A 7,833-nucleotide genomic window follows, 5' to 3' on the forward strand; every position below is an offset into this window, starting at 1 on the left:
CCGCTCCCCACATGCACAATCACTACTCATTCATCGGCGGCCACGAGGGCCAGTGGCAGGTTACCCGCTGCGCTGCGATTGTGGGCGCACCTGTTGAGGCCGTAGAAAGGCTGAACGTGGTGAACACCTCGGCGAGCCAGTTAGGCCAGCGCGGTACTTGGGTGCTTCAGGGTTTTACCAGCAATGTGCGTTATGCCGAGCCCCATGAAATTGCCCAACTGCGCGCCAGGCAAGATCTGCTGTTTGAGAAAATCATCAACTCCATCCATGCGCATGCGCCGAGTGCGAAAATCTGCTTCAATACCAATCCCGGTGACACCGCCGAAGCGGTGAATCGCTGGATCTGATTCAAGCCGGCGACGCTGTGGGGCGCACGACAATCTCACTGGTGTCCACATCGCTAGGCTGATTGATGACATGTGCGATTGCCCTTGCAATTGCCTCGGGCTTCAATGCGATTTTCCGAAAGCTTTTCATCGCAGTGGCCGCAGTGGGGTCGCTGATCGTGTTGGCCAATTCAGATTCCACCACACCCGGATAAACACAAGTGACACGCAGGTTGTCGTTCTCCTGCCGCAAGCCATCAGAAATCGCTCGGACCGCGTATTTCGTAGCGCAATACACCGCACCGGTTGGAACCACATAAAGTCCACCAATTGAAGAAATATTGATGATCTGACCACTCTTCTGTTCATTCATGACCGGCAAGACAGCTGCAATTCCATTCAGCACGCCCTTGATGTTGACATCGATCATCTGATTCCATTCGTCAATTTTTAAGGCATTCAGGTGAGAAAGCGGCATGATTCCGGCGTTGTTGACGATGACATCGACGCCGCCATAGGTTTGGATTGCCAATTCAACAAGTTTGTGAAGGTCGGTCAGTTTGGTCACATCGACTTGTTGATACACCACCTGACCGCCGTTCCAGTTCAAGTTGTCTGCAAGCGATTGAAGTCGGTCTGTGCGTCGCGCGCCCATGACTATTCGATGACCTTGCTCGCTCAGCAACCTTGCTGTGGCTTCACCAATTCCGCTGCTTGCACCCGTGATTAAAACTGTCTTCGTTGCCAATGATTGTTGCATCACAAAATCTCCTCGATCACATTCAAAGATGAGCCTCAATATTGGGCACCGCATCAGGTTTCGGAAATACAGATTCCTCTTGGGATATTGCCTATAAATATGTTTTTGAAATTCCTGCGGACTGCGAGTGATATCTTTGACAGGACATTGGCAAGTTGGCGAAGGTGGTTAATATGACTGACACATTTTCTCGGTCAAGGCAGACTCGGATGGTTGCCATGATTCTGCGCATGGCGACCGCTGAGGGATATTCCGAATCCGCGCTGGATGGGGTGACCTTCATGCGTTGCAACGGCGCATTGGCCAGAATGCCGGCCCTCTACGAGCCAAGTATTGTGATTGTCGTCCAAGGCACAAAACGTGGATTTCATGACGGAAAAATTTACACCTACGATGCCAACCACTATTTGGTGGTGTCAGTCCCCCTTCCCTTTGAAGTTGAAACCCAAGCCACCGCTGAAGAGCCACTTCTGGGTTTGATCATTCGAGTGGATTTTGCATTGGCGGCAGAACTCATGCTAAACCTGAAAGAGTCTGTTTTAGACCAAGGTGAAGAGCTCCCGCCGTTGTTCGCTTCCCGCGTGGATGCCAAGCTTGATGATGCTGTCTTCAGGTTACTTGAAATACTGGAGTCCCCGAATGATTCAACGATTCTGGGTCCTTCGATCATCAAGGAAATCACCTACCGGGTTTTAACGGGCGAGCAAGGCCGAAGTTTGCGTCTTGCTTTCTCCTCTGACCATTATTTGTCGAGGGTGGCAAAAGTATTGAAACTGATTCATTCAAATTACCATCGTGCACTCGATGTGGCTACCTTGGCCAAAGAGGCCAATATGAGCGTTCCGACATTTCACGTGCATTTCAAGTCGGTCACCTCCAGTACACCAATTCAGTACATCAAGGCGATCCGGCTTCATAAGGCTCGGCTATTGATGATCAGGAAAGGTGTGAATGCATCCCAGGTGTCGGCCATGGTGGGCTACGAGAGCCCGTCACAATTCAGTCGGGAATTCAAGCGGTACTTTGGGCGTACACCTGTGCAGGAAACTCAGCATGGTCAGTCAATTTTGAGTATGTCGTAACTTCCTGGTTTTTCGTAAATGCACTGAATAATGTGCCAAACTTTCCAATCATTTAATCCTGGGGTTCGCGATGAAATTGGTGCTTTCTTTTTTGATTTCGATCAGTGCTGTATTCCCTGCCTTTGCTGCTGAAACTGCGCCACCTCTGCAAACCATTCAATCGCTGGATGTTCCCCGTTACATGGGCACCTGGTTTGAAATTGCGAAGTATCCAAACCGTTTTCAGAAACAATGTGTGCGCAACACCAGTGCTGAGTATTCATTGCAAAAAGACGGCACTGTGAAAGTATTGAACCGTTGCCAACTGGCCAGCGGCGACATGGATGAAGCCGAGGGCCAAGCTCGTCAAATTGGCGGTTTAAAGTCGCCCAAGCTGGAAGTGCGTTTTGCACCTGCGTGGTTAAGTTGGTTGCCGATGGTGTGGGGTAAATACTGGGTGATCGACCTGGATCCGGAATACCAGTTGGTGGCTGTGAGCGAACCCAGCCGTGAATACCTGTGGGTATTGGCCCGCACGCAACAAGTGGACAAAGCAAAATACAATGCACTGCTGCAACGCCTGAAAGCCAAAGGTTTTGATTTGAACAAGCTTGAACTGTCGCCGCAAGGCAGTTAAACCATGCGCCAGTTAAACCCGAAGAAATTGCTGCTCAGCAAGTGGACCGCCGCAAAGCCCGTGAACAAGGAAAAACATTTTCTGGTTCGAAGCGTGGTCAAGCCTGCCAGCGAAGAATTACCGGTTGAACACTTTGAACTGGAAGCTGTGCATTCAGGCCGAACGCAAATTATTCACTGGCGGGATTTGCAGGACGAAGCGCAGTGGCTGCAGGGGTGGAAGAGACCACGTTTAACCATCGATTGGTACTTATAACAAGCAAATCAATCGTGGCCCTACCGACAGAAAACCCAATTGCTTTCGCGCTGCTGCGTTACAATGCGCCTGTTGGTGCTCTTGGAACAGTCCATGTTCTGAAGTTAAACGGGAAGCCCTTTGGCGCTGCCCCCGCAACGGTACGCAGACAAGTCTTGTGCTTGGCTTTCATCAAAAACCATTGGGTGTTTTAAACGCCTGAGAAGGTGATGAGGGTTCGTCTGCCAGCCCGGATACCGGCCAACAGCGGGGTGTGCAATTTGCACACTGTGTCCCATGCACTGTCGGGGAAGGCGGTGAGGGTACTCGTCAATCAAACTTACAATGAACTCAATTCGCTTGGGAAAGCTATGGCTTGCCACGCCGGTCGCCATTGCTGCGGCCGCTCCTGTATTTGCACAAACCAATCCAACTTTCGAATCCGTGGTGGTCACCGCCACCCGCACCGAACAGCCTGTCACGGATGTGTTGGCCGATGTCACGGTGATTGATCGCGACACGCTAAGCCGCGCCGGGCAAACGTCGCTGCGCGAATTGCTGGCCCAACAGCCGGGCGTGCAAATGTCTTCCAACGGCAGTTACCGCTCTAACACGGGGATTCTTTTAAGAGGAGCATCGGCCACACAAATCATTTTGCTGGTGGATGGCGTGCGTGTGGGTTCTGCAACCAATGGTAGCCTTTCGCTGGAAACCATTCCGCTTGAATCCATCGAGCGCATCGAGATTTTGCGTGGTGCTGCTTCAGCCTTGTATGGCCCAGATGCAGTGGGCGGTGTGATTCAAATCATCACGCGGCAAGCGGGTGTTCCCCGGCGTTCTGTCAGTGTGGGTGTGGGCACCGATGGCCAGCGCCTGGGAGCCGCTCATTTCGGTGGTAAAAGCGGTATTTTTGGCTACAACCTTGGCTTCTCGCATGAGCGAGGCAGCGGCATTGATGCCAAGACGCCCGCGGCAACCGGCTTGAATCCGGATGAAGATCGTTTTGAAACCAGCAGCCTGAATTTCAGTTTGGTGGCCGACGTACATACGGATCATCAGTTGAAGTTTCAATCGCTGTACAGCAAAGGCCGGTATGGTTTTGACGGAACGCCATCGCCCAACCCGCTGGGTTTGAATTCCATGAATAGCGAGGCAATAGCCAATCCAGAAGTGAACCAGTCCAGCCTGCAATGGGTGGCAAAGTGGGCTCCTCGTTGGAAGTCCACCATATTGGTTGCGCAGTCCGATGACAAGTCGGTCACTGAATATCGCCGCCTGTCCGATGGCGCAGACGCAGGTGTCGCACGGTTCAACACCAAGCGCAACCAGTACAGTTGGCAAAACGACATTGGCTTTGGCAGCGATGTGCTTACCCTGTTGGCCGAGCAACGCAGCGAAGAAGTGGACAGCACCACGAACTACCCCGTGAAGGCCCGTACCATTGATGGGTTCATGGCATCGTACGCATTGAACCGCGACCAGTGGGACGCGCTTGGGGTGCTGCGAAGCGACGACAATTCGCAGTTCGGGCGTTTCAATAACTATGCCTTTTCAGCTGGCTACAAACTGAATTCACAATGGCGTTTGGTGGGCAGTGCGGGCAGCAGCTTTCAGGCGCCTACCTTCAACCAGCTGTACTTTCCGGGTTTTGGTAACCCCGATTTACAACCTCAGCGCAGTCGTGCCAAAGAGGTGGGGCTGAAGTATGCTGCGCCAACAATTGTTGCAAGCGCGGTGGTTTATCACAATAGGGTACAAGGCTTCATCACCCCTTCTACCAATGTGCAATCGGCCCGCGCAACATTGCGTGGTGCCACATTCGCGGTAGATCGCCAGTTTGAAACACTGTTGGTCAAAGCTTCCTATGATTACACCGACCCCAGAACCGAACCCGATGACAAGCGCATTGTGCGAATTGCCCGCCACGTATTCAATTTAAACTTGAGCCGTGAAACTGGCCCCTGGCGGTACTATGGAGAATTGAAACTGGCCAGTGACCGTGAAGACAGGGCGATTCGTTTCAGCGACCCCAACATTGAACTGGGTGGTTATGGTTTGCTTAACGCCGGTGTAAGCCGCAAGGTGAATCAGGAATTGTCCGTGTCGGCCCGTTTGAACAACATCACCGACAAAACCTATTCACTGGCCAATGGCTTTACCACACCGGGCAGAAACCTGTTTGTGTCTGCCAACTGGTCTTTTTAAAGGGTGAAACCTGATTGATGCACATGCTTGCCCGTTCTGAACTGATATTGGGTGGCCAGCGCAGCGGTAAATCGCGCCGCGCTGAAAACCTGGCTATTCAATGGCTTGAGGCCGATCCACAACGGCAAGCTGTACTCGTGGCCACAGCCCATATTGGCGACGATGAAATGCAGCAACGCATTGAGCAGCACCAGCTTGACCGCGCAAAGCGCGTGCCCCGTTTGGTGGCGGTTGAGGAATGCCTGTACCTGCCTGCAGCCTTGAAATTGCACAGCACCAGCAACACCCTGCTGATCGTGGATTGTTTAACCCTGTGGTTGGTTAACTGGTTGATGCCACCACCCGGTGCGCCTGCACCTGCACAAGGGTTTCACCACACGGTCGAGCAACTGGTTCACACGCTGCACAACTTGCCAGGGCCGGTGGTGTTGGTGAGCAATGAAATTGGTTTGGGTGTTGTGCCCATGGGCAAGGAGGTGCGCCATTACGTGGATGAACTGGGGCGCTTGAACCAAACCATGGCCGATGCATGTGAACGGCTTACCTTGATGGTGGCCGGGCAGGCGCTGTATGTGAAAGGGGCACCCGCATGAAAATATTTGGCGTGCGGCATTCAATCGCTTTTCTGCTGGCATTGTCGGCATGGGCTGCACACGCAGCACCGCAGCGCATTGTCAGCCTGTTGCCTTCGCTCACTGAAAGTGTATGTGAATTGGGGGCCTGTAGCCGCTTGGTGGGTGTAGATCGATATTCCAACTGGCCAGCATCGGTTCAACAACTGCCCCGTGTAGGCGGCGGGATTGATCCGAATATTGAAGCGATTGTTGCATTGAAGCCAGACCTTGTGTTGATGGCAGAATCGACACGTGCAGCCGAAAGGTTGCAGGCACTCGGCCTGAAAGTGCTGATGCTTGAGCCAAAAACACATGAACAGGTGCAGGTGGTGATGGCCAAAGTGGGCGAAGCCTTGGGATTTGCACCGGCAAAGGCCGAGCAGGTGTGGCGCAATGTGGATGCGGGTGTGTCTGCCGCAGCAGCTTCTTTGCCGGAACATGCGCGCGGTATTCGCGTTTATTTTGAAGTGAACCGGGCGCCCTACGCCGCAGGTGAATCATCTTTTATCGGTCAAACACTCAAGCGCCTTGGTGTGGGCAATGTGGTGCCTGCTGAACTGGGGCCGTTTCCAAAGCTGAACCCGGAATTTGTGGTGCGTGCCAACCCCGACCTGATCATGGTGGGGCAACGCAATGTGCAAGGCATGACCGAGCGGCCCGGCTGGCAGCGCCTGCGTGCGGTGCGCGAACAACGCATTTGCATTTTCAACAGTGACGATGAGGACGCCATTGTGCGCCCCGGCCCCCGCATGGCCGAAGGTGCCCGCCTGCTGGCGCAGTGCATTCTGAAACACAGCAATGTAACTCCAACAAGCCGAGGTGGTGCCTTATGAATACACGCGCAAGCCTTTGGCTGGGTGTTTTGTTGTTGGCCTTAAGCCTGTTGTTGTGCGCCATTGGTTTGGGTGTGGGCAGCACAGGTCTTGAATCGGTGTGGCGCATGTGGGGTGACCCGGTGGCTCATCAAATAATTTTCGACATTCGTGCACCCCGCACACTGGGTGCCTGGGCCGCCGGTGCCTTGCTTGGGCTGGCGGGTGCGGTTGCGCAAGGTCTGTTTCGCAACCCCTTGGCCGATCCGTTTTTGTTGGGCAGCGCGTCGGGTGCTTCCTTGGCGGTGGCAGTGTCGCTGGCTGTACTGGGCGTGTCGCCATTTGCCGAGGCGTGGGTGGTGCGGCTGGGCCTAACCGGTGCTGCTTTTGTGGGTGCGGTGGGCGCTGTGCTGCTGACCCTGACGTTGGCCAAAGGCGTGCAACACACACTGCGCCTGCTGCTGGCAGGTGTGGTGGTTGGCATGGTGTTGGGTGCGCTGACATCATTAATCACGATTGCGGTTCCGCAAACCTTGCAGGCCATGCAAGCGTTCATTCTGGGTTCTACCGGTTTTGTGGGTTGGCAATCGCTGGGAATCATGCTGCTTTCCGGCGTGTTGTGCCTGGCTGTGGCCTGGGCTTTTTCCCGCACGCTGGATGCCCTTACCTTGGGAGAACACACCGCGCAAAGTCTGGGTTTGCCCTTGCGCCCCGCACGCATGGCATTGATCGCTGTGGTCGCTTTGGCCACCGGTACTGCCGTTGCACACACCGGCCTGATTGCCTTTGTGGGTTTGGCTGCACCGCATTTGGTGCGCGCTGCGGTGCGCACTACCTATGCACAGTTGGTGGTGTTGGCCAGCCTGATGGGTGGGGTGTTGCTGCTGGCTGCCGATATTCTGGCCCGTGGCTTGATTGCGCCTCAGGAAATTCCTGTGGGCGTGTTGACTGCCACGCTGGGTGGCGGCTATTTGCTGTGGCTGATGCACAGGAGGGCGGGGTAATGAACATGAACCAGACTACTGCCGCATTCGAGGTAAAAGGCCTTTCGGTTTCACTGGGTTCGGGCCGCTTTGCGTGCCCCGTCATACACCAGCTTGATACTCGTATTGCGGCTGGCCGCTGGACCTGTGTGGTGGGCCCAAACGGCGCGGGAAAATCCACTTTTCTGCGTGCCTTGGCTG

10 protein-coding genes and 1 riboswitch are annotated in these 7,833 nt (G+C 54.2%); of the genes, 9 read left to right on the forward strand and 1 reads right to left on the reverse strand.

The annotated features are described in order from the left end of the window. The first annotated feature begins 11 nt into the window (after positions 1 to 11). Positions 12 to 347 (forward strand): hypothetical protein, encoded by a 336-nt coding sequence (locus A0129_RS11770; RefSeq protein WP_291715193.1) that lies wholly within the window; start codon positions 12 to 14, stop codon positions 345 to 347. 1 nt (position 348) lies between these two features. Here the strand turns inward: A0129_RS11770 and A0129_RS11775 are convergent, their stop codons facing one another. Beyond that, positions 349 to 1,086 carry an SDR family oxidoreductase gene (locus tag A0129_RS11775; protein WP_291715195.1) on the reverse strand — a complete coding sequence of 246 codons (738 nt, stop codon included), beginning with the start codon at positions 1,084 to 1,086 and terminating at the stop codon, positions 349 to 351. 209 nt (positions 1,087 to 1,295) lie between these two features. Here A0129_RS11775 and A0129_RS11780 point away from each other — a divergent pair, with 209 nt between their 5' ends. The 8 genes from A0129_RS11780 to A0129_RS11815 form a co-directional block, all read left to right on the forward strand. After that, entirely contained in the window at positions 1,296 to 2,168 is an 873-nt protein-coding gene (locus A0129_RS11780; protein ID WP_291715197.1) for an AraC family transcriptional regulator, read from the forward strand. A 70-nt stretch (positions 2,169 to 2,238) separates the two neighbouring features. Next, on the forward strand, positions 2,239 to 2,784 hold the full coding sequence (locus A0129_RS11785; protein ID WP_291715199.1) for a lipocalin family protein: 546 nt from the start codon (positions 2,239 to 2,241) through the stop codon (positions 2,782 to 2,784). 3 nt (positions 2,785 to 2,787) lie between these two features. Next, a complete protein-coding gene (locus tag A0129_RS11790; RefSeq protein WP_291715201.1) occupies positions 2,788 to 3,039 on the forward strand; it encodes a TIGR02450 family Trp-rich protein in 252 nt (83 codons plus the stop codon). Positions 3,040 to 3,095: 56 nt separating this feature from the next. Then, positions 3,096 to 3,299, forward strand: a riboswitch (cobalamin riboswitch). 64 nt (positions 3,300 to 3,363) lie between these two features. After that, a complete protein-coding gene (locus A0129_RS11795) occupies positions 3,364 to 5,223 on the forward strand; it encodes a TonB-dependent receptor (protein WP_291715203.1) in 1,860 nt (619 codons plus the stop codon). A 23-nt stretch (positions 5,224 to 5,246) separates the two neighbouring features. Continuing rightward, positions 5,247 to 5,816 carry a bifunctional adenosylcobinamide kinase/adenosylcobinamide-phosphate guanylyltransferase gene (locus A0129_RS11800; protein WP_335618673.1) on the forward strand — a complete coding sequence of 190 codons (570 nt, stop codon included), beginning with the start codon at positions 5,247 to 5,249 and terminating at the stop codon, positions 5,814 to 5,816. Then, positions 5,813 to 6,670, forward strand: coding sequence for an ABC transporter substrate-binding protein (locus A0129_RS11805; RefSeq protein WP_291715205.1), 858 nt, complete (start codon positions 5,813 to 5,815; stop codon positions 6,668 to 6,670). Before A0129_RS11800 ends, A0129_RS11805 begins: the two co-directional genes overlap by 4 nt. Next, positions 6,667 to 7,653, forward strand: a complete 987-nt coding sequence (locus A0129_RS11810; RefSeq protein WP_291715207.1) for an iron ABC transporter permease — start codon at positions 6,667 to 6,669, stop codon at positions 7,651 to 7,653. Before A0129_RS11805 ends, A0129_RS11810 begins: the two co-directional genes overlap by 4 nt. A gap of 5 nt (positions 7,654 to 7,658) precedes the next feature. Then, positions 7,659 to 7,833 (forward strand): ATP-binding cassette domain-containing protein (locus tag A0129_RS11815; RefSeq protein WP_291715209.1); only part of this gene is annotated, 175 nt, incomplete at its 3' end.

It is taken from the genome of Limnobacter sp. CACIAM 66H1 (genome assembly GCF_001601825.1).
Taxonomy (GTDB): Bacteria; Pseudomonadota; Gammaproteobacteria; order Burkholderiales; family Burkholderiaceae_B; genus Limnobacter.

Excerpts from the sequence above, each read along its gene's own strand:
- A0129_RS11795 (WP_291715203.1), top strand. The coding sequence starts at position 3,364 with ATGAACTCAATTCGCTTGGGAAAGCTATGGCTTGCCACGCCGGTCGCC.
- A0129_RS11775 (WP_291715195.1), bottom strand. The coding sequence starts at position 1,086 with ATGCAACAATCATTGGCAACGAAGACAGTTTTAATCACGGGTGCAAGC.
- A0129_RS11800 (WP_335618673.1), top strand. The coding sequence starts at position 5,247 with ATGCTTGCCCGTTCTGAACTGATATTGGGTGGCCAGCGCAGCGGTAAA.
- A0129_RS11805 (WP_291715205.1), top strand. The coding sequence starts at position 5,813 with ATGAAAATATTTGGCGTGCGGCATTCAATCGCTTTTCTGCTGGCATTG.
- A0129_RS11770 (WP_291715193.1), top strand. The coding sequence starts at position 12 with ATGCACAATCACTACTCATTCATCGGCGGCCACGAGGGCCAGTGGCAG.
- A0129_RS11780 (WP_291715197.1), top strand. The coding sequence starts at position 1,296 with ATGGTTGCCATGATTCTGCGCATGGCGACCGCTGAGGGATATTCCGAA.
- A0129_RS11790 (WP_291715201.1), top strand. The coding sequence starts at position 2,788 with ATGCGCCAGTTAAACCCGAAGAAATTGCTGCTCAGCAAGTGGACCGCC.
- A0129_RS11810 (WP_291715207.1), top strand. The coding sequence starts at position 6,667 with ATGAATACACGCGCAAGCCTTTGGCTGGGTGTTTTGTTGTTGGCCTTA.
- A0129_RS11785 (WP_291715199.1), top strand. The coding sequence starts at position 2,239 with ATGAAATTGGTGCTTTCTTTTTTGATTTCGATCAGTGCTGTATTCCCT.